This window comes from Kitasatospora sp. NA04385 (assembly GCF_013364235.1).
Lineage (GTDB): Bacteria > Actinomycetota > Actinomycetes > Streptomycetales > Streptomycetaceae > Kitasatospora.
This window is the reverse complement of sequence record NZ_CP054919.1, coordinates 7,985,223-8,003,729: the sequence shown is the minus strand read 5'-3', so window position 1 is coordinate 8,003,729 and position 18,507 is coordinate 7,985,223. Positions and strand designations below refer to the sequence as shown.

Sequence of the window (18,507 nt, the reverse complement as noted above, 5' to 3'; positions counted from 1 at the left end):
ACCTCACCCCTACTCCCGCCGCCGGGCCCGCCCGGAGCCCGCCCCGGAGCGCCCCGCAGCCGCTCCGGAGCCGTTCGAGAGCCGTCCCAGAGCCGTCCCAGGAGCGCCCGAGGCCGGTCCGAGCCCGCACGCTTCGCGCACCCGTCGAACGGCGTTCGTCCGGAGTACGATGATCGCCGACGGAACGTTCAGCGAAAGCAGGTGACCCGATGACCGCGCAGATGCCCGAGATCCCGTGGCACAAGCCGCGCAAGGCGGAGCCCCGGCAGCCGCTCAGCCGCTCGCTGATCGTGGAGACCGCGGTGCGGGTGCTGGACGCCGAGGGCCTGTCCGGGGTCACCATGCGCCGGGTCGCGCAGGAGCTGGGCACCGGCCCGGCCTCGCTGTACGCGCACGTCTCCAACAAGGAGGAGCTGTTCGACCTGGTGCTGGAGCGGGTGGTCTCCGAGATCCGGCTGCCGGCCCGGCCCGAGCCCGGGCGCTGGAAGGAGCAGATCACCGAGATCTGCTTCGAGGCGCAGCGGGTGCTGACCTCCCACCGCGACGTGTCGCTGGTGTCGCTGGGCAGCATCCCGCTGGGCGAGAGCCAGCTGGCGATCACCGAGTTCCTGCTCGACCTGCTGCTCCGGGTCGGCCTGCCGCCCCAGGTGGCGGCCTGGGCGCTGGACGGGCTCGGCCAGCTGATCGACACCGACGCGTACGAGGCGTCCGTCTACGCGGAGCGGATCGCCCGGGGCACGGACATCGGCGAGTACTTCGGCCAGCTGCACGACTTCCTGCTGGCGCTGCCCGCCGACCGCTTCCCGGTCCTGCAGGGGATGGCGGACACCATGCTGACGGGCGAGGGGGACGAGCGCTACGCCTTCAAGATCGAGGTGTTCCTGCGCGGCCTGGAGTCCTACCTGCCCGCCGACGCCCCCATCGGCACCTCCGCCGACGCCCCCGCCGGCCGGCACCGGCCGAGCCGCCACCGACTGGACGCCTGACGGTCCGTCAATCGATCCGCGACACCCGCTTTGACCTGCGTTTTACCGAGATTTGACCGCACCCTGAACCGACCGGCCGGGGTGCGGCGCAAAGGCTTGACGGCGCTCCGGCACAGGTCTATACCAGTGGCAGTCACGTCAACCTCGGCTAGGCACCCGACCGTTGACCCGGCCGCGCACCCCCACCTGCCGCGCGTCCGGGCCGCCGTCCTCGCCGCCTCCTGGAGAGGTCCTCGATGGAACGCGCACTTCCCCCCCACACCCCCCAAGCCGCCCCGGCGCGGCCGCGCCGTCCGCGGCGCACCGCCGCGGTCGCCCTGTCCGTGTTCGGCCTGCTGGCCGGTGCCGTCTCGGCCGTCGCCGTCTCCGGCGCGGCGAACGCCGCCACCACGACCGGGCTCGGCTCCAACTGGTACGCCTCCGCGCCGTACCTGATGCCGGAGGACAACAGCCCGCCGGACGCCGCCGCCGTGATGGACGCCACCGGTCAGAAGGCGTTCCAGCTGGCGTTCATCCTGGCCCAGGGCAACAGCTGCAGCCCCTCCTGGGGCGGGACGTCCTCGATCGACACCGACACCACGATGCCGGCCGTCATCCAGACCATCCGCAACAAGGGCGGCGACGTCTCGGTCTCGGTCGGCGGCTACGGCGGCACCAAGCTCGGCCAGACCTGCGGCACCCCGGAGGCGACCGCCGCCGCGTACCAGAAGGTCGTCACCAAGTACGGCCTCAAGGCGATCGACTTCGACCTGGAGGAGCCGGAGTACGAGAACACCGCCGCCATCCACAACGAGATTGGCGCGGCCCGCATCCTGCAGCAGAACAACCCGGGCATCTACGTCTCCATCACCACCGCGGGCACCAACGCCGGCACCGGCTGGTTCGGCACCCAGATGCTGCTGGAGGCGAAGTCCCAGGGCTTCACCCCGAACAACTACTCGATCATGCCGTTCGACGGCGGCTTCAACGGGGCGGCGGCGCAGACCGACGCGCTGGTGAAGTTCAACCAGCTCCTGCAGAGCACCTTCGGCTGGAACGAGGCCACCGCGTACGCCCACGAGGGCGTGTCGCTGATGAACGGCCGCACCGACGCGGCCGAGTACTTCAAGCAGGCGGACTTCCAGACCGTGCTGGACTTCGCCACCGCGCACAAGCTGGCCCGCTACACCTACTGGTCCGTCAACCGCGACCGGCAGTGCCCCGGCACGGTCGACCCCGGCCTGTCCGGCGCCTGCTCCAGCGTGGCCCAGAACGACTGGGACTTCACCAAGTACACGGTGAAGTTCGCCGGTGCGACCCCGCCCACCAGCACCTCCCCGTCGCCGAGCAGCAGCACCTCGCCGAGCACCGGGACCAGCCCCTCCCCGAGCACCAGCACCGGAACCGGTACCTGCAGCCCGGCCTGGTCCGCCTCCACCACCTACGTGGCGAACAACAAGGTCAGCTACAACGGCCACAACTACCACGCCAAGTGGTGGACCCTGAACGAGAACCCGTCCGCCAGCGGCCAGTGGGGCGTGTGGGCCGACGACGGCCCGTGCTCCTGAACCACCTCCACCGCTGCGAACGGGCGGGGCGTCAGACCTCGGCGCGGTTGCGGAACTCCTCCGCGGCGGCGCGGGTGGAGGGCAGGTCGCCGAGCGGTTCGCCGACCACCCGGGAGGCCAGCTCGGACGCCAGCTTGATGACGTCCTCGCGCAGTTCGGCCTCGGCCAGCACCTTGTCCGCGGCCAGCTGCACCTGCGCCTCGGCCACCAGCTGCTCGCGCTGCTGCAGGCCCTCCGCGCGCAGGGCGGCGACCAGGGCCGCGCCCTCCTCGGCGGCGGCCTGCCGGATGGCGGCGGCCTCGTGCCGGGCGGCGGTCAGCTCGGCCTGGAACTCCTGGCGGATGCGTTCCGCCTCGGCCCGGACCGCCTCCGCGCGGGCGATGCCGCCGTCGGTCTTGTCGTGGCGCTCGGCGAGGGTGCGTTCGATGCGGGGCAGCAGCACCTTGCCGAGCGCCCAGAAGAGGGCGGAGAAGACGATCAGTCCGAGGATCAGCTCGGGCACGTTCGGTTCGAGAGGTCCCATACTCAGTATGCTATCCGCTCATCTGACGAACCGTCCGGCCGGGGTGCATTCCAGTGCCCTTGCCCCGCAAGGGACTTCACCCTCCGGGGCCTCCCGTTCAGCCCCCGGTCACCCCGTCGATGTGCTCGCGCAACAGGTCGGCGTGGCCGTTGTGGCGGGCGTACTCGGTGATGACGTGCAGGTACGTCGTGCGCAGCGACTGCTTCTCGCCGTACGCGGCCAGCACCTCGTCCAACCCGGCGCCGGTCACCGCGAGGTCGGCGAGCCGCTGCTCCTCCAGCAGCGCCAGGTACTCCTGCTCGGCCCGCTCGGGCTCCAGCAGGTCGAAGTCGGCGTCCTTGTGGCCCTCCACGAAGTGCAGCGGCGGGACGTCCTGGCCGGCGAAGCGGATCCGGAACCACGTCCGCTCCACCTTGGCCAGGTGGCGCATCAGGCCGAGCAGCGAGAGCGAGCTCGCGGGCAGCGGGCGCAGCGCGAGCTGCTCGCCGGTCAGCCCGGCGCACTTGTGCAGGAAGGTGGCGCGGTGCCAGGCGAGGTAGCCGGGCAGCAGTTCGGTCTCGGGCGCGGTGAGCGAGCCGCCGGTGCGGGTGGTGGCGGGGAGGGTCCATGTCATGCGCCCGATCATGCCGATGCCGGGCCCGGCCGCACCAGGGGTTTTCCCCGCGGCCTCCACCGGGCCTCCCCGACTTCCCCGACTTCCCCGGCGTCCCCGGCGTCCCCGACTTCCCTGACTTCCTCGGCGTCCCCGGTGCCGTCCCCGGTGCCGGAGCGGCGTCGCCCAGGCGTACTACAGGCCGGCCCCGCCGGTTGGTAGCATCACGGTGAGCCGTGACTGGCGCGCTGGGATGGAAATCACCATCGGGGAGCGGCTCCGTGCGGTGCCTCCGGGTGCCGTGTGCTGTCGCCGTGCGCCTGGGCCGTCCGAATCGTCGTTCCGTACTTCGAGGAGACCGCCCGTGGTCGAGTCCGTGTCCGCACACACCTTCGGCAGCCCCGCCGCCGACACCGCCTTCCGCAGCGCCCTGGACGTGGTGCGCGCCGTCGAACCCCGGGTCGCCGCGGCGATCTCCGGGGAACTGGCGGACCAGCGCGCCTCGCTGAAGCTGATCGCCAGTGAGAACTACGCCTCGCCCGCGGTGCTGCTGGCGATGGGCAACTGGCTGAGCGACAAGTACGCGGAGGGCACCCCCGGCCGCCGCTTCTACGCGGGCTGCCGCAACGTGGACGCCGTGGAGGAGCTGGCCGCCGAGCACGCCCGCGAGCTGTTCGGCGCCGAGCACGCGTACGTGCAGCCGCACTCCGGGATCGACGCCAACCTGGTGGCGTTCTGGGCGGTGCTGTCGCAGCGGGTGGAGAGCCCGGCGCTGCAGCGCGCCCAGGTGCGCAACGTCAACGACCTGAGCGAGCAGGACTGGGCCGAGCTCCGCCGCGAGCTGGGCAACCAGCGGATGCTGGGCATGTCGCTGGACACCGGCGGCCACCTCACCCACGGCTTTCGGCCGAACATCTCGGGCAAGATGTTCGACCAGCGCAGCTACGGGACGGACCCGGAGACCGGGCTGGTCGACTACGACGAGGTGCGGCGGATCGCCCTGGAGTTCAAGCCGCTGATCCTGGTCGCCGGGTACTCGGCGTACCCGCGGCTGGTGAACTTCCGCCGGATGCGGGAGATCGCGGACGAGGTCGGCACGACCCTGATGGTCGACATGGCGCACTTCGCGGGCCTGGTCGCGGGCAAGGTGCTGACCGGGGACTTCGACCCGGTGGCGCACGCCCAGATCGTCACCACCACCACCCACAAATCGCTGCGCGGCCCGCGCGGCGGCATGGTGCTGTGCACCTCGGAGCTGGCGGAGCACGTCGACCGGGGCTGCCCGCTGGTGCTCGGCGGGCCGCTGTCGCACGTGATGGCCGCGAAGGCGGTGGCGTTCGCCGAGGCCCGCCGCCCCGAGTTCCAGGTGTACGCCCGGCAGGTGGTCGACAACGCGCGGGCGCTGGCCGAGGGCCTGCTGAAGCGCGGCGCCACGCTGGTGACCGGCGGCACCGACAACCACCTGGTGCTGGCGGACGTCTCCTCGTACGGCCTGACGGGCCGCCAGGCGGAGGCGGCGCTGCTGGACTCCGGCATCGTCACCAACCGCAACGCCGTCCCGCAGGACCCGAACGGCGCCTGGTACACCTCCGGCATCCGGCTCGGCACGCCCGCGCTGACCACCCGGGGCCTGGACGCGGCGGAGCTGGACGAGGTCGCCGAGCTGATCCACACGGTGCTGACGGCCACCGCACCGGTCGGCTCCTCGAAGGCGCAGTACGCGCTGGACGCGGCCGTCCGCGACGCCGTCGCCAAGCGCGCGGTCGACCTGCTCGCCGAGCACCCGCTCTACCCGGGCATCGCGCTCGGCTGATCCCCCCGCACCGCACCCCGGTCCGGATGCCGGTCCGGATACCGGTCCGGACATCGGTGCGGACGCCGGCCGGTCCGGCCCGCGGCAGCACCGCGGGCCGGGCCGGTGGACGGGGTGAAGGGCTTCGGAGATCACGGTGCGCAGCGCCCCGGCGCGGAAGGGGCGACCCGCGCGAACACCTCCCCGGTCGGGCCCGGGGCGGCCCACCGGGACCGGCCCGGGGCGGCCGCGGCAGCTGCCTAGGATGGCAGCCGTGATCGTCGACGAACCGACCGGCCGGCTCGACGTGCCCGGGGTGCGCAACTTCCGGGACGCGGGCGGCACCGGCGCGCTCCCGCGCGGGGTGCTGTACCGGTCCGGAGCGCTGGACCGGCTGACGCCCGACGGCGCGCGGGCGCTGTCCGCCCTGGGCGTGCGCACCGTGCTGGACCTGCGCAGCGTGCCGGAGGCCGCCGCCCGGCCGGACGCGCTCGACGGCAGCGGAATCCGGTACCTGCACGTCCCGGTCTTCGCCGAGCAGCGCTGGCCGGAGGAGCAGGCCGAGCTGTACCCGCTGATGGGCGAGCTGGCCGGACGGCCCGTGGTGGCCGCCGTCCGGCAGTTGCTCGCGGCGGAGCACCGCGCCGTGCTGGTGCACTGCGCGTCCGGCAAGGACCGCACCGGGGTGGTGGTCGCCCTGCTGCAGTCGTTGCTCGGCGCTCCGGAGCCCGAGGTCACCGCCGATTTCCTCCGTTCCAACGCCGCGCTCGGGCTGAGCGCCGCCGGCCAGGCCGGGCCCGGCCACGCCTCCCGCCCGGTGGCCGCCGTCCACCTGCGCCGGGCGCTGCTCTCCGTCCGTTCCCACCACGGCACCCTGGACGGGCACCTGCGCGCGCACGGTGCCGGGCCCGCCGAACTCGCCGACCTGCGCGCCGCGTTCCGGCCCCGGCCGGAGGCCGCCGCAGGTCGGTGACCAACCAACGGACGCCCACGACGACCGAACGGCCTGCGCCGATAGGCTCGCCCCCGCCGCGGCCGGGTGCGCGACGCCCCGGCCGCCGTTCCGCACACCTTCCGCAGGAGAACACGCATGCTCAAGGTCAACGAATACTTCGACGGCACGGTCAAGTCGGTCGCCTTCACCTCGGCCGACGGCCCGGCCACCGTGGGCGTGATGGCCCCCGGCGAGTACGAGTTCGGCACCGCCGCGCCGGAGGTCATGCACGTGGTCAGCGGTGCGCTGACCGTCAAGCTCCCGGGCGCCGAGGAGTGGCAGACCTTCTCCGCCGGTGAGCGGTTCTCCGTTCCGGGTGACAGCAAGTTCCAGCTCCAGGTCTCGGTCGACACGGCGTACCTCTGCGAGTACCGCTGACCCCGTAGCCCCACGGGCCGGCGAGGCCGGTGGGGACAGTAGGGGCAGTGGGAGCAGTGGGGGTGGGTGGGGCAAGCGGGACGGATGGGATGGGGAAAGCGGCGGGGCCGGGGAGGAAGCAGCTCCTCGGGGACGGCCGGGCCCGGTAAAGGTCCGGCCAACCCCGCCACGAACCGGAGGACGCGCCCTACGGTGTGGGCCGAACACCCGTCCCGTCCGAACACCGTGGAGCCTCCTCGATGGGCAGAGCCCGCCCGCACGACCCGAAGAACCTTCCGGTGGCCCGCCCCCTGCGCCTGCGGGTCCGCAAAAGCTTCGGCCTCGCCGCCGCGGTGCTCGGGTTCCTGTCCATCACCCTGCTCGGCGGTTACTACTCCTTCCACGCAGCCGGGGACTTCAGCTACCAGGTCGGCTGGCGGGGGACCCCGCCGCTGGCGATGACCGTCGACTCCTGCTCCGGCCTGGGCGGCGGGCGCGCCCAGACGTTCTTCTGCTTCGGCCACGGTGACCGGCGCGGCGCCGACACCACCGATGGCGAGTGGCTGCTCGAGGACCTCTCCGGCCCCTCCCCCGGGGCACCGTCCTGAGCGTCAGCTGCTCCCCCGACGGCCACTGCGTCGAGCTCGCTGCACACCACACAGCGGGGGACGTCGGCATGTTCCTGTTCGGTCTGTGGCTGCTCTCCTTGGCCCCCGGCCTGGGGATCGCCGTGCTGGTCGGCCGCCGTGGCAAACGCCTCGGTCGGCCGCCCCGGACGGGGCCCGGCCCGTCCCTCCGCCCGGGTGGCCTGGGCCTCCGCCCGGGTGGCCTGGGCCTCACCGGGTTCCTGGGCATCGCCGGGTTCCTCGCCCTGCCCGCGCTGGCCCTGCTCTCCGGCATCGTCTCCCTCTTCCTCTGACTCTGACCACCCGCCGCCCGGCTACCGCTCTTCCTCTCCCTTTCCCTGCGTCTCCTGCTGCTCCGCCGCTCCCTGCGGCCTCCGCCCGGGACCACAGCCGGACCGCCCCAGCCGAACCGCTCACCGACGGTGCTTCGGCCGACGGATGATCCGGTTTCCCCGGCCGTCTTCGGGGGCGTCTCGCACCTCCGCGGCACCACGGTGGCGCCGACCGTCACGGGGCAGGGCGGTGACCTGCCCCCATCCGCGGCTCGCCACACTCCGATGGTTCACGGACGGCTGGATCCATGAACGGGGTCACGTTCCCACCGCCACCCCCGGAGCAGGCTCCCGGCCTCCGCAAGCCACCCCGGCCGGCGGGCTCGCCGGCAGGCGGCGGACGGCGGGAAGGGCGAGCAGGGCGAGCGCGGCCGGTACGGCGAGGGCGGTCATCCCGAACAGGGCGGGGCGCACTCCGAGGCCCTCGGAGAGCGGGCCGGCCAGTACCAGCCCCAACGGCATCAGGCCGACGGCGAGCAGGTGGTCGTAGGAGCTGACCCGGGAGAGCACCTGCTCCGGTATGTGCACCTGGAGCGAGGTCTCCCAGAGCACGAAGAACAGGGACACCCCCACTCCGGTGACCGCCTCCAGCGCGGCGATCACCCAGACCGGCGCGCCGGACCCGATGATCAGCGCCTGGCAGGAGGCGACCGCCATCGCCACCGCGGCGACGGCCATCGGGCGGGCGGGTTTCAGGCGGTAGGCGCAGACGTCCCCCACGATCGAGCCGAGGCCGAACGCGATGACCACCACGGCCCACGCCCCGGCACCGCCCCACTCGCGCTCCGCCAGCACCGGCCCGAACACGAACACCGAGGGCAGCACCACCACGTGGTAGACCGCCATCGCCAGCATCCCCGACCACACCCACGTCCGGCTGCGCACCTGCTGCCAGCCGATCCGCAGCTCGGCCAGGAAGCCGAGCCGTTCGGCCCGCGCCACCCCGTCACCGGCGTCACCGGCACCGCCCGGCCCGCCGCTGACCGACCCGCCGCCGACCGGGCCCAGCCGGGCCAGGACGGCGGCGCTGACGGCGAAACTCGCGGCGTCCACCGCCAGCGCGCCGCCGGGCCCGACCGCCGCGATCAGCGCACCGGCCAGCGCGGGCCCGACCACCAGCCCCGTCGACTGCACGAACCCGCGCAGCGCATTCGCCTCGCGCAGCCGGTCGGCGGGGACGAGCAGGGGCAGCAGCCCGGTGGAGGCGGGGAGGAAGAAGGCGTCGGCGACACCGAACAGCGCCATCAGCAGTGCCAGCAGCCCGACCCTGGCGTTGCCGGTGAGCAGCAGCACGGCGGCGGCCGTCTGGACGGCGCAGCGCACCAGGTCGGAGGCCAGCATGATCCGCTGCCGCGGTATCCGGTCCGCCCAGACTCCTCCGGCCAGGGTGAACACCAGCAGCGGGAGCAGTCCGGCGGCCGTGACCAGGCCGACGTCGGCGGCCGAGCCGCCGATCGACAGCACCGCGAAGGGCAGCGCCACGAACGACACCCGGTCTCCCAGGACCGACAGCGACTGGCCGACGAACAGCCGGGCGAACTGGCGCTCGGCACGGAGCACTTCGGGAATCAGGGCACCCACGGAACCTCCTCGACGGATTCGACGGACTCGACGGCACGCCCGCGGCACGGGGACGGCGAGCACGGCGATCGTAGGAAGCCACCGGATCCCCTGTCGCGCGATTTATCCGCAACGCCGACAATGCCCCGATTCGATCGAATTCCCTTGTCCAGAACGGTAGTTGATGCCCCGAGCCCGCTTCCGCCACCGAACCGGGCCGCCTGCCTTCCCCGTTCGCGGCCACCCCAATCCGACCGATCGGACAGACTTCTCCAGCCGATCCGCCGACCCTCCGCCATCCGACGGACGTCCACCACCGCCCGAGGCACCGTCAACCGGTCGTCCACACACCACGCGGCCGCCTGCGTGACGGAGGCGTGATCCCGGCGCGACGCGCTTGTGATTGGCCCGTTCGAGTGAATAGGCTCCTCCCAGCCCGCACCGCCGGGCCCCGCGCGCGAAACGCCGAGCCCTGTCCGCCGCGCCGTCGGGTCGACCACCACACCCTTGGACAGGGGCGGGGGAACCACGATTGTTGCCGTCCCCCACGGCTAGGGGTGAAGCCGTCCGCACCGGGTGACCGGGGTGCGACGGCCGGGCCTCCCTCCCGGTCCGAACCCGACAGCTCACCTCGCAGGCGTGCGGAGAGGATCTCGCATGCTCTTCACGGGTTCGGGACGTCACCGTCGGCAGGGTCCGGCGGAGAAAGCCGCCGAGCGCGCGATCGCGGCGGCCGGCGTGGCCGGTGTCGGCATCGCCCTGCCGCTGCTCGCCGTGACCGGCGCGCAGGCCGCGCCGAGCGCGGTCTGGGACCGGGTCGCCGACTGCGAAAGCGGAGGGAACTGGAGCTCCGACGCGGGCAACGGCCTCTACGGCGGTCTGCAGATCAACGCCCAGCGCTGGACGGACTACGGCGGCACCCAGTACGCCCCGCTGCCGAACGGGGCCACCCGCAGCCAGCAGATCGCCGTGGCCGAACGCATCCTGGCCACCGAGGGCCCCTCGCCCTGGTCCTCGTGCGCGGACGACTCGGGCCTGAACATCGTCAGCGCGCCGGGCGTCGTCGACGCCAACGACTCGGCGGACGAGACGGGTTCGCTGCGCGGCGCCCGCGGCGTCGCGGCGGTCAACGCCGCTCCGGACGGCAGCACCGTCCCGGAGGGCAACAGCGCGCCGGTCTTCTCCGGCCTGCCCGGCTACGACCCGGTCTCGCACGTGTACTGGTACGAGAAGAACGGTGCCTGGTTCTGGACCAGCCACCAGAGCCTGTACGAGCGCTACGTGCAGCTGACGAACCCCCAGCCGCAGCCGAGCGCGCCCACCTCGGCCACCCCCACCCCGGAGGCCCCGGTCACCCAGCCCGTCCCGCCGGTCGCCCCCGGCACCCCGCTGGTGCCCGCCGACCCGACCGCCACCCCCAGCCCGAGCGCGCCCGTCGACGGCAGCAACGGCGGCAACAACGGCGACGGGAACGGCAGCAGCGACAACAACGGGAACGGCAGCGGCCTGTTCCCCACCACCCCGGCCACTCCATCGCCCGGCACGTCGCCCAGCCCGTCCGACGGCACCGGCACCTCCGGCACCGCTCCGGACGCCTCGCCCACCGGCACCGCGACGGCCCCCGCCCCGGACGCGTCCACCGCGCCCGCGGCTCCGGCCGGATCGACGGCCACGCCGTCCACGACGGCCCCGGCGGCGACCTCGTCCGCGCAGGCGTACACCGTCAACCCCGGTGACACCCTGGCCGCGATCGCCCGCGAGCACGCCCTGGACGGCGGCTGGTCCGGGCTCTACCAGTCGAACCAGCAGGTGGTCGGCGAGAACCCGGACCTGATCCGTCCCGGCCAGGTGCTGGAACTGGGCTGACCGGCGCGGCTCCGGCCCGCGCCCGGCTGAGCCGCCGTCACTTCGGGACGGCGGCCAGCCCGGTGCAGCCGCGCAGGCCGTCGCGGCGCTGCTGGGCGGCCTTCGCCGCGCTGCCGGTCTGCGGGACGGGGATGCCCCGACCGTCGATGTGGGCGGGCGTGAAGGCCTCTCCGGTGACGCGGCCGTCGGCGGTGACGGTGAGCGTGGTGACGCCGGTCTCGTCCGAGGCGGTGTAGTTCGAGGTGCCGTACCAGAGGAAGTTGCCGAAGCCGTACGCCACGTAGGTCTTCCCGAGCATGCCCGCGCCGAGCATGGTGTGGGCGTGGGTGCCGACCACGGCGGTGGCCCCGGCGGCGGCGAGCTTCTCGGCGAGGGCGCTCTGCGCCCGGGTCGGGCAGGCCACGCCCTCGTCGCCCCAGTGCAGGTAGACCAGGACCACGGGTGCCTGTGCCTTCGCCCCGGCGACGGCGCGCAGCAGCGCACCCTCGTCGAGGGCGGAGGCGATGCCCGGTTTGTGGGCGCCGGCCCGCCACTTCTGGTTGGTGATCTCGTTGACCTGGCTGGCCGCCAGCACGGCGACCTTCACCCCGCGCACCGTGGTGACGTGGGGGGCGTACGCCTCCTCGGCGTCCTTGCCGATGCCCACCACCGGTATCGGGGAGGCGGCCTTGGCGGCGAGGGTGTCGGCGAGGCCGTCGGGGCCGAAGTCGACGGCGTGGTTGTTGGCCTGGGAGACCACGTCGACGCCGGCGTCCTTGAGCGCTTCGAGCGCCCTGGGCGTGGTGCGGAAGGTGTAGGTCTTGGGTTCGGCCCTGCCGCGGGAGGTGATCGCGGTCTCCAGGTTGAGCACCGCCAGGTCCGCGGCGGAGAGCGTGCGGGAGATCGGGCCGAGCGCGGTGTCCGCCGTCGCGGCGCCGAGCCGGGAGGCGGTCCGCCCCTCGAAGTGGACGTCCCCGGCGAACGCCACCGTGATGCTGCCGCCCGCGCCGCTGTCCGCCGGGCCGGAGCCGGAGCCGGTCGGGGTGCCGCTGCCCGGGGCGCCGGGGGTCGGCTCGGCGGGGGTCGGAGCCCCGGACGCCGAAGCGGCGGACGTCGGCGGGGCCCCGGCGACCGTGGCGCCGGCCGTGGCGGCCCGGTCCCCGGACGGGGACGGTCCGCCGCACCCGGCGACGGCAGCGAGCAACAGGACTGCGGTGGCGGCGGCGGTGGTGCCGACCGTGGCGCTACGCATGAACGGACCCCCCGGCGGTTCGGTGACGACGCACTTTATCCGCGCCGCTCGAACACCGGAAGTACACATCGGCGCCGCACTGTCACGGTTGCGCCCCGAAGCCGCCGGAGCAGCTCACCGGCCCACCGCCCGGCCGCCGGTCCGGCCATCCGCCCGGCGGTCGACCGCCGTTCGACCACCGGGCTCAGGCCACCACCCCGGCCGCGCGCAGCAGCCAGCGGTTGGTGCGGCCGACCAGCCCGGCCTTGTCCAGCACCGAGACGACCTTCCCCGCCATCTCGACCTTGGTGGCCCGCCAGTGGGGGTTGGCACGGGCGACGGCCCGGCCGGCCTTGGGGTCGATGCCGACGGCGGCGTAGAGCCGGGGGTGGATCAGCGCGGTGGTGGCGTAGTAAACGATCAGCCCGATGAACAGCTGTTCGTACCGGCGGCGGACCGGGCCGAGGCGCTTGCGGACGAGCTCCTCGCGGGCGTAGCTGATGTGCCGGGCCTCCTCGATGACGTGGATCCGGGAGACCTGGCGGGTGAGCGGCTGGAGGGTGTCGTCGTTCATCACCTCGCGCTGGAAGGCGTCCAGGATCTCCTCGACGTACATGGTGCCGCCGAAGGTCTGGCTGTGGGTGGAGATCGCCTTGAACAGCCGGCCGAGGTTGTGTGCGACGAACCCGGCGCCGTACGCGGGGACGCCCATCTTGGCGATCATCCGGGCGAACATGATCGAGTGCCGGCACTCGTCGGCGATCTCGGTGAGCGCGTACTGGACGTGGCGGGTGGTCGGGTCCCGGTCGAAGGCGTGGCGCAGCAGCATCTGCATGAGGATCTCCTCGAACCAGATGCCGACGCTGGCGATGGAGGCGACCTCGTGCTTGGAGAGTTCGATCCGCTCGTCCTCGGTCATCCGCTCCCACAGGTCGGTGCCGTAGAGGGAGAGGTGCCGGGGCGGGCAGTAGTAGGCGCCCGGGACGGGATCGGCGTCCCAGTCGACGTCCGTGAGCGGGTTGAACGAGAGCTTCGCGGAGGAGGCGAGCAGGCGTTCGGCGGTGCGCTCCCGGTCGGGGGCGGTGCGGGCGGTCTGGGGCGGCATGCCGGCTCCTTCGCGGTGGGGGCGGAGAGGGTGGAGTGGTGGCACTGCCGCGAAGGTAGAAGTTATTAGACTTTCCGTCAATACACCGCGCGCGAAGCGGCCCCGCTTCCCCGGTGGAACCAGGGGCCCTACCAGCTCGCCGGGCTCTACCAGCCCGCCGGGTCCTGCCAGCCCGCCGGGTCCTGCCAGGCCGCCAGCACCCGTCCGCTGGTGAAGAGCAGCCGCCGGCCGTCCACGGGGTCGGTGAACTCCAGCGAGCGCGCCAGCAGCTGGAGCGGGCGCCGGTAGTCCTCGGGGTCGCCCTCGCCCAGCACCTCGGGGTAGAACGGATCGCCCAGGATCGGCAGCCCGAGCCCGTTCATGTGCACCCGCAGCTGGTGGGTGCGTCCGGTGCGCGGGGCGAGGCGGTAGCGGCCCAGGCCGCCGCGCGCCTCGGCCAGCTCGACCCGGCTCTCCGCGTTGGGCTCGCCGGGCACCTCGTAGGCGGCGAGCCGGCCGCGGTCCTTGAGGATGCGGCTGCGCACCACGGTGGGCAGCCGGGCCGCCGCGCCCTCCTCGTACCGGGCGACGGCCTCGTACTCCTTGACCGCCTCGCGGCGCTCGAACAGGCCCTGGTAGGCGCCGCGCAGCGCGGGGTCGGCGACGAACAGCACCACGCCGGCGGTGAGCCGGTCCAGGCGGTGGGCGGGGCTGAGCCGGGGCAGGTCGAGGTCGCGGCGCAGCCGGGCGAGGGCGGTCTCGGTGGCGTGGCTGCCGCGCGGGGTGGTGGCGAGGAAGTGCGGCTTGTCGGCGACCACGATCCGCTCGTCGCGGTGCAGGACCTCGACGGGGAAGGGCACCACCGGTTCGGGCGGCCCCGGCTCGCGGTGGAACCAGACGTGGCCGCCGGGCCGGTAGGGCGTGTCGGCGGTGACCGGGCCGTCGGCGGCGACGAACTCGCCGGCCGCGAGCATCGCGCCGATCCGCCCGTCCCCGGCGGCGGCGCCGTAGCGCTCCTCCAGGTAGGCGCGGACCGTCGGCCAGGCGCCGTCGACCGGGAGCCTGACGTGCACGGCGTCGATGCCGTCGCGCTGCGCCAGCGGGCTGACGGGGGCGGGTTTCCTACGCACCACCGCGCGCCACCGGGGTGTTCGTCCGACGGGTTTCCATCCGGCCCACCCTAGCGGCAGGTCACCCGTCTGGGCGCGGGCGGCCCGCCGTGCGACGATGGCAGGGCGGTGACCGCCCCCGGAACGGCAGGTGGCCAGATGGACACCGACAAACAGCGCACGCTCCCCCGGACCCGCCCCACCTCCCCGCTCGCGGCAGGTGGCGCGCAGGTACCGGACGGCCTGCTCTCGATCCCGGTGGCCACGGCACTGATCGCGGCGGACGGCCGGATCCTGCACTGGAGCCCGGACGCGGAGGCCCTGCTCGGCTTCCCGGCGGACCTGGCGGTGGGGACGCGCGCGGCGGACATCCTGGTCGGCCCGGAGCGGCGTCCGGCGGCGCTGGAGCTGTTCGCCCGGATCCTGAGCGGCCGGGCCTGGGCCGGGGTGTTCCCGGTGCGGCACCGGGACGGGCACCTGGTGCGGCTCGACTTCCGGACCTTCCCGGTGCTCGACCGCAGCGGCTCCCCGATGGTGCTGGCGGTGGCCTCGGACGTCAGCGAGGTGCGCCGGCTGGCGGCGGACCTGGCGGTGCTGGACGGGTTCTTCACGCAGTCGCCGGTCGGCATGGGCGTGTTCGACACCGAGCTGCGCTTCGTGCGCCTGAACGAGGCGCTGGCCCGGATCAACGGGCTGCCGGTGACCCGGCACCTGGGGCGGCGGCTGTCCGAGGTGCTGCCGGGGATCGACAGCCGGACCGCCGAGGCGACGATGCGCCGCATCCTGGCCGACGGCCGGCCGCTGGTGGACCTCCGGACGCACGGCCGGACGGCGGCCGACCCGGAGCGCGAGCACGCCTGGTCGGTGTCGAGCTTCCGGCTGGAGCAGCCGGACGGCACGGTGCTGGGCATGTGCACGACCATCGTGGACATCACCGACCGCTTCGAGGCGGAGACCGCCGCCGAGGCCGCCCAGCAGCGGCTGGCGCTGCTGAACGAGGCCTCCACCCGGATCGGCACCACGCTGGACCTGTCCACCACGGCCCGGGAGCTGGCCGAGACCGCCGCCCCGATCCTGGCCGACACCGTGGTGGTGGAGGTGCTGGACGGCCTGGTACGGGGCGAGCCGGCCGTGCTGCCGGACCGGGCGGACCGGTCGGCGGTGCTGCGCCGGATGGCCTTCCACACCGTCCCGGACAGCGGGATGACCCCGATCGCGCCGGTGGGCTCGGTGCAGCGGCTGCACCCGAGCACGCCGTACGCGTGGGCGCTGTCGCACGGCCGGCCGGTGCTGGTGCCGCGTACGGACGGCGCGGCGATGAGCTGGTTCACGGACGACCCGGTGCGCGGCGGGGCGATCCGGGCCCAGGGGGTGCGTTCGCTGATGGTGGTGCCGCTGATCGCGCGGGGCGCGGCGATCGGCACCGCCACGTTCTTCCGCTCCCGGAGCACGGCGCCGTACGACCACTCCGACCTGGCGCTGGCGAGCGAGCTGGCCGCGCGGGCGGCGGTGTCGATCGACAACGCGCTGCTGTACACCCGGGAGCGGGACGCCGCCGAGCAACGGCAGCGGGCCCTGGAGGCGGCGGAGACCGCCCAGCAGCGGCTGGCGCTGCTGAACGAGGCCTCCACCCGGATCGGCACCACGCTGGACCTGACGATCACCGCGCAGGAGCTGGTGGACGTGGTGATCCCGCGGTTCGCGGACTTCGTGACGGTGGACATCCGCGAGGCGGTGCTGACCGGCGAGGACCCGGAGCCGGTGCCGGAGTCCGGTTCGGTGGCGCTGCGCGCGGTCGCGGTGGGCGAGCGGGAGGGCGGCACGCTGCTGACCGGAGCGGCGGACGAGATCGGGGAGACCACGCACTCGGCCAAGCTGTACGCGCAGGCGATGCGCACCGGCCGGTCGATCCTGGTGCCGCACGTGGACGAGTTCGAGCTGCGGCGGATCGTCGCGCACCCGGACCGGGTCCAGCCGGGCCTGGACGCCGGGATCCACTCGTACCTGATGGTGCCGCTGCTGGCGCGCGGCCAGGTGCTGGGCGGGGTGGAGTTCGTGCGGCTGGCCAACCCGGAGTCGTTCACCCCGGCGGACCGGGCGCTGGGCGAGGAGCTGGCGGCGCGGGCGGCGGTGTGCATCGACAACGCCCGGCTGTACCGGCGGGAGCGGGACACCGCGCTGACCCTGCAGCGCAGCCTGCTGCCGCAGGACGTGCACGGCACGCCGGGGCTGGAGATCGCGCACCGGTACCTGCCGTCCACAGTGGGCGACGAGATCGGCGGCGACTGGTTCGACGTGGTGCCGCTGACCGGCGGCCGGGTGGCGCTGATCGTCGGCGACGTGATGGGGCACGGCATCCGGGCGGCCGCGACGATGGGCCAGCTGCGGACGGTGGCGCGGACGCTGGTGACGCTGGACCTCGATCCGGCCCGGGTGCTGCGGCGCCTGGACGAGGCGACCGCGCAGCTCGGCGAGGGCCAGTTCGCGACCTGCGTGTGCGCGGTGTTCGACCCGGTGGACGAGGAGTGCATCCTGGCCTCGGCCGGCCACCTGCCGCCGGTGCTGTCGGAGCGGGACGGCCGGGCCCGGCTGGTGGAGCCGCCGCCGGGGGCGCCGCTGGGCGTGGGCGGGGTGCCGTTCGAGTCGGTGCGCTTCCCGCTGCGCGAGGACGGGCTGCTGGTGCTGTACACGGACGGGCTGGTGGAGCGGCGCGGGCAGGACCTGGACGAGGGCCTGGAGCTGCTGCGCGAGACGGTGACGCACCGGCAGCCGACCCTGGAGCGGGGCTGCGACGCGGTGCTGGGGGCGTTCGGGTCCACGCTGGGACAGGACGACGTGGCGGTGATCATGGCGCACGCGGAGCCGGTCGGCGCGGACCGGCTGGCGACGCTGCCGCTGTCCGGCGATCCGGCGCTGCTGCGGCACGCCCGGGAGTTCACCCGGCGGACGCTGACCGGCTGGGGGCTGTCCTCGCTGGTGGAGCCGGTGGTGCTGCTGACCGGGGAACTGCTGACGAACGCGGTGCTGCACGCCGGTTCGCCGCTGCAGCTGCGGATCTTCCGGGGGGCGCTGCTGACGGTGGAGGTGTCGGACGCGGACAGCCGGGAGCCGCGGCTGCGGCCGGTGGACGAGCACGACGAGGGCGGGCGGGGCATGCTGCTGATCAACGAGCTGGCGCACCGCTGGGGCAGCCGGGCGACCAAGGACGGCAAGGTGGTCTGGTTCGAGATGGAGCTGCCGGTCCGATCGTCACACTGATCGGTCGCCAACTCCCGTGTGCAGCGGGACCGGCAGCCCCGCGCGCCCGTCAACTCCGCGCGCCGCTCCCTACGGCATCCGGCGGTACCGCGCTCACCCGTCGCGGCGGTGCCCTTGCCCCGGCCGGGTGACCGGTCGGGCCGCGGTGTGCGGCGCGGGCCCACGGATGCCGATGATCGTCGCGTCCGGCACCAACCCGCGTCCGACGCCACCGCGTCCGGCGCTGAGCATGGAGAACCCGATGCGTTCCAGCCTTGCCAAGGTCACCACCGCCACCTTCCTCACCGGCCTCGCCCTGCTGGGCACGGCGGGCACCGCCTCCGCGCACACGCACCACCACGGGCACCACCACACGCACCCGCACGGGGCGCTGGCCGTCGGCGGCGACGCGGCGGCCCAGGGCGGCGACGCGGGCGCGGTCGGCGGGGACGCCTGGGCCGAGGGCGGGGACGCGCTGGGTGTCGGCGGTGACGCGGGCGCGCTGGGCGGCGACGCCGGTGCGGTGGGCGGCGACGCCTGGGCCGAGGGCGGCAACGCGGGCGCGGTCGGCGGGGACGCCGAGGCGCTGTGCGGGTCGGCCCTGGCCGTCGGCGGCGACGCGCTGGGCAACGGCGGCGACGCCCTCGCGGTCGGCGGGGACGCGTTCTCCTCGCACTGACGCCCCGCGCCGT

At 74.1% G+C, this 18,507-nt stretch carries 16 protein-coding genes and 2 riboswitches; of the genes, 10 read left to right on the top strand and 6 right to left on the bottom strand.

Annotation, left to right across the window (positions count from 1 at the left end):
- Positions 1 to 209: 209 nt before the first annotated feature.
- Positions 210 to 986, top strand: a complete 777-nt coding sequence (locus HUT16_RS35480; protein WP_254898152.1) for a TetR/AcrR family transcriptional regulator — start codon at positions 210 to 212, stop codon at positions 984 to 986.
- 236 nt (positions 987 to 1,222) lie between these two features.
- Complete coding sequence (locus HUT16_RS35475; protein WP_254898151.1) at positions 1,223 to 2,533, top strand: carbohydrate-binding protein; 1,311 nt, start codon at positions 1,223 to 1,225, stop codon at positions 2,531 to 2,533.
- Between the two features lie 31 nt (positions 2,534 to 2,564).
- On the opposite strand, the gene HUT16_RS35470 is transcribed toward HUT16_RS35475, so the two are convergent.
- Together HUT16_RS35470 and HUT16_RS35465 are read right to left on the bottom strand one after the other, a co-directional pair.
- The gene (locus HUT16_RS35470) at positions 2,565 to 3,056 is read right to left on the bottom strand and encodes a hypothetical protein (RefSeq protein ID WP_176192104.1); all 492 of its coding nucleotides are present in this window, start codon (positions 3,054 to 3,056) and stop codon (positions 2,565 to 2,567) included.
- Between the two features lie 97 nt (positions 3,057 to 3,153).
- On the bottom strand, positions 3,154 to 3,669 hold the full coding sequence (locus tag HUT16_RS35465; protein WP_176192103.1) for a DinB family protein: 516 nt from the start codon (positions 3,667 to 3,669) through the stop codon (positions 3,154 to 3,156).
- Between the two features lie 205 nt (positions 3,670 to 3,874).
- Positions 3,875 to 3,981, top strand: a riboswitch (ZMP/ZTP riboswitch).
- Between the two features lie 31 nt (positions 3,982 to 4,012).
- Here HUT16_RS35465 and HUT16_RS35460 point away from each other — a divergent pair.
- The 5 genes from HUT16_RS35460 to HUT16_RS35440 all read left to right on the top strand — a co-directional run bounded on the left by HUT16_RS35460 (position 4,013) and on the right by HUT16_RS35440 (position 7,710).
- A complete protein-coding gene (locus HUT16_RS35460; protein ID WP_176192102.1) occupies positions 4,013 to 5,461 on the top strand; it encodes a glycine hydroxymethyltransferase in 1,449 nt (482 codons plus the stop codon).
- A gap of 253 nt (positions 5,462 to 5,714) precedes the next feature.
- The gene (locus HUT16_RS35455; protein WP_254898150.1) at positions 5,715 to 6,413 is read left to right on the top strand and encodes a tyrosine-protein phosphatase; all 699 of its coding nucleotides are present in this window, start codon (positions 5,715 to 5,717) and stop codon (positions 6,411 to 6,413) included.
- A 117-nt stretch (positions 6,414 to 6,530) separates the two neighbouring features.
- A complete protein-coding gene (locus tag HUT16_RS35450) occupies positions 6,531 to 6,812 on the top strand; it encodes a pyrimidine/purine nucleoside phosphorylase (protein ID WP_033255200.1) in 282 nt (93 codons plus the stop codon).
- Between the two features lie 239 nt (positions 6,813 to 7,051).
- Entirely contained in the window at positions 7,052 to 7,399 is a 348-nt protein-coding gene (locus HUT16_RS35445; RefSeq protein ID WP_176192100.1) for a hypothetical protein, read from the top strand.
- A 68-nt stretch (positions 7,400 to 7,467) separates the two neighbouring features.
- A complete protein-coding gene (locus HUT16_RS35440) occupies positions 7,468 to 7,710 on the top strand; it encodes a hypothetical protein (RefSeq protein ID WP_176192099.1) in 243 nt (80 codons plus the stop codon).
- Between the two features lie 297 nt (positions 7,711 to 8,007).
- Here the strand turns inward: HUT16_RS35440 and HUT16_RS35435 are convergent, their stop codons facing one another.
- Complete coding sequence (locus HUT16_RS35435; RefSeq protein WP_176192098.1) at positions 8,008 to 9,330, bottom strand: MFS transporter; 1,323 nt, start codon at positions 9,328 to 9,330, stop codon at positions 8,008 to 8,010.
- Between the two features lie 466 nt (positions 9,331 to 9,796).
- Positions 9,797 to 9,963, top strand: a riboswitch (cyclic di-AMP (ydaO/yuaA leader).
- A 3-nt stretch (positions 9,964 to 9,966) separates the two neighbouring features.
- Between HUT16_RS35435 and HUT16_RS35430 the strand changes: the two genes are divergently transcribed.
- Positions 9,967 to 11,175, top strand: coding sequence for a transglycosylase family protein (locus HUT16_RS35430; RefSeq protein ID WP_176192097.1), 1,209 nt, complete (start codon positions 9,967 to 9,969; stop codon positions 11,173 to 11,175).
- A gap of 37 nt (positions 11,176 to 11,212) precedes the next feature.
- Here the strand turns inward: HUT16_RS35430 and HUT16_RS35425 are convergent, their stop codons facing one another.
- The 3 genes from HUT16_RS35425 to HUT16_RS35415 all read right to left on the bottom strand — a co-directional run bounded on the left by HUT16_RS35425 (position 11,213) and on the right by HUT16_RS35415 (position 14,602).
- A complete protein-coding gene (locus HUT16_RS35425) occupies positions 11,213 to 12,406 on the bottom strand; it encodes a CapA family protein (RefSeq protein ID WP_176192096.1) in 1,194 nt (397 codons plus the stop codon).
- 184 nt (positions 12,407 to 12,590) lie between these two features.
- Positions 12,591 to 13,490: a diiron oxygenase gene (locus HUT16_RS35420; RefSeq protein ID WP_176192095.1), complete on the bottom strand. Its 900-nt coding sequence runs from the start codon at positions 13,488 to 13,490 to the stop codon at positions 12,591 to 12,593.
- A gap of 146 nt (positions 13,491 to 13,636) precedes the next feature.
- Positions 13,637 to 14,602, bottom strand: a complete 966-nt coding sequence (locus tag HUT16_RS35415; RefSeq protein WP_176192094.1) for a pseudouridine synthase — start codon at positions 14,600 to 14,602, stop codon at positions 13,637 to 13,639.
- A gap of 135 nt (positions 14,603 to 14,737) precedes the next feature.
- Between HUT16_RS35415 and HUT16_RS35410 the strand changes: the two genes are divergently transcribed.
- Together HUT16_RS35410 and HUT16_RS35405 are read left to right on the top strand one after the other, a co-directional pair.
- Positions 14,738 to 17,836 (top strand): SpoIIE family protein phosphatase, encoded by a 3,099-nt coding sequence (locus HUT16_RS35410; protein WP_176192093.1) that lies wholly within the window; start codon positions 14,738 to 14,740, stop codon positions 17,834 to 17,836.
- 241 nt (positions 17,837 to 18,077) lie between these two features.
- Positions 18,078 to 18,494: a hypothetical protein gene (locus HUT16_RS35405; RefSeq protein ID WP_176192092.1), complete on the top strand. Its 417-nt coding sequence runs from the start codon at positions 18,078 to 18,080 to the stop codon at positions 18,492 to 18,494.
- Positions 18,495 to 18,507: the final 13 nt, after the last annotated feature.